Below are 1,835 nucleotides of genomic sequence, written 5' to 3'. Positions count from 1 at the left end.
TCGCATCCGCGCGCAGCTCGTTCGTCGCTCCCGACCTGTAACGAGAGACAGCGGATGGGGAGCGGCCGATCTTCTTCGCTACTGCGCTGATTCCGCCGAGGCGCTCGATCGCTGCGCGGCGTTGTGCCCGCTCGGCGACATCTGAGTGCGGGATGCGGCCTTGTTGGGCCCAGCGGCGCAGGGTGCGATCCGACGGTGGTGTGCGGCCGGCGTCGATCGCGGCTTGACGTAGTCCGTCGTTGCCGATCTGGGTGCGGATCTGCCTGACGGACACTTTGCTCGTCAGCCCGGCCAAGCCGCCGGTCTTGACGGTTTTGGACTTCTCGACTCCGCTGGTTGCGGCGTTGGCGACGGACACTTTCAGCCCGTCGAGTCCGACCGCCTGTTGGACGGGCTTCTTCGAGCGGGGTTTCGGGAGATGCAGGGCCATCGCTACTGCCCTTCGTCGTCGTGTGGTGTGAATGCGTCTTTGATGACGAGATTCATCTCGTGGGTGTCGTCGGCGGTGGTGAACGCGTCGATCATTGCTTCGCTGAGGGTAGTACGTTTCTCCACGGACATTTTGCCCAGTGCATCACGGTCGTCGGCGATGTCCTCTCCGTCGCCGAGCAGGTAGACCCACGAGTCGGTCACCGTTCGCACTGGCCACCGCCCGCTCTCGCGTGCAATACGCATTGCGACCCGGCGGCCACGCCACCGGCAGTGCGCGATGATCGACGCACGCCAGAGCGGCTGGTGGTGGTGTTGCATTTGCTTGGCAGTCCACATGTCCGGGTTCACCATTCGTCCGATGTAGCCCTTGTAGCAGGCGCCGAGGAACCGTTTCATCGCGATGTCGCCGGTGTCGACTGCGACTTTGCGGCCCTCCCGCAAGATCTTCGCCCATTTGTCGAGGGCGCGGCCCTGCTCCGGGTACACCCAGGCTTCGGTGATGTCGAGATCGTCGAGTTCGGCGCCGATACCTCCGTCAGCAACAGGGGCTTGTAAGCCGTCGAGGCTGACGGACGTGACCCACGTCTGCACCGGTTGGTCGGCGAGCATATGTGGGTGTGGGAGGGGAAGTTTCGCGGGCAACGCGAGCATGTTGCCGGCGGGCAGCGTGATGCGCCACAACCCGAACGGTGCACCTTTCACGCCCGATGCTGCTGCGCTGACGGCGTTCTCACCGATCAGGTGGCGGGGTTTGCCGTATCCGAAATCGAGCATGCCGGCAGATGCGAGGTACGCGGCCCGCTGGTCGATGGAGACCAGTTGCGTGGCATCGGTGAGGTCGTCGGAATCGCAGACGCGTGTCCATCCCACTTCGGGTTCGAGGTCGCCGCGGGGTTCACCGTTGAGCGGTGGGATGGGGCCGCCGGTGGTGACCGCGATTCCCTTGCCACTGCGAGTGCGTTCGCGTTTGATCTTGTCCAGGACTGCGGCGCCGGTGCGTGCCGGGGTCGGGCCGGGCAGGACACCGAGGTAGCGGGCGCACCACGCGAGTCTGCGTCCGAGTTCGCGGGCTGCTGGCAGGTCGTCGTCGGGGAGATACGTTCCCGCGGTGGGTGATCCGAGAATCCCCATGTCGCCGACGCGGTTGTTCCAGCCGAAATCCTTGTTCCAGTACGTCCACACGTACGGTTCGATGAAAATGTCGACCATCGACGTGAACTTTCCGGTGGTCCGGGACAGGTGGACGACGTGGCCGGGATCGCCCCGCAACTCCCACCCAGCGGTGAGCATCGGCGTCAACGTAGCGTGCAGGACACCGGTGAGTTCCTCGGCGGCGCGGGTGCGGAGCACTTCCATGTCGTCGACGTCGTCTTCATCTCCCGGATCGATGATCCAGCCGAGCA

At 64.9% G+C, this 1,835-nt stretch carries 1 protein-coding gene and 1 pseudogene; both read right to left on the bottom strand.

The window, feature by feature from the left end:
• Positions 1-430, bottom strand: a pseudogene (locus VIQ49_RS11585) (hypothetical protein); the annotation flags it as partial.
• A 2-nt stretch (positions 431-432) separates the two neighbouring features.
• Positions 433-1,835 (bottom strand): hypothetical protein (locus VIQ49_RS11580; RefSeq protein WP_331884622.1); only part of this gene is annotated, 1,403 nt, incomplete at its 5' end.

The organism is Williamsia sp. (assembly GCF_036566845.1).
In the GTDB taxonomy this organism is placed as follows: Bacteria; Actinomycetota; Actinomycetes; order Mycobacteriales; family Mycobacteriaceae; genus Williamsia.
The sequence above is the reverse complement of the archived record's forward strand: the minus strand, read 5'-3'. Positions and strand labels throughout refer to the sequence as shown.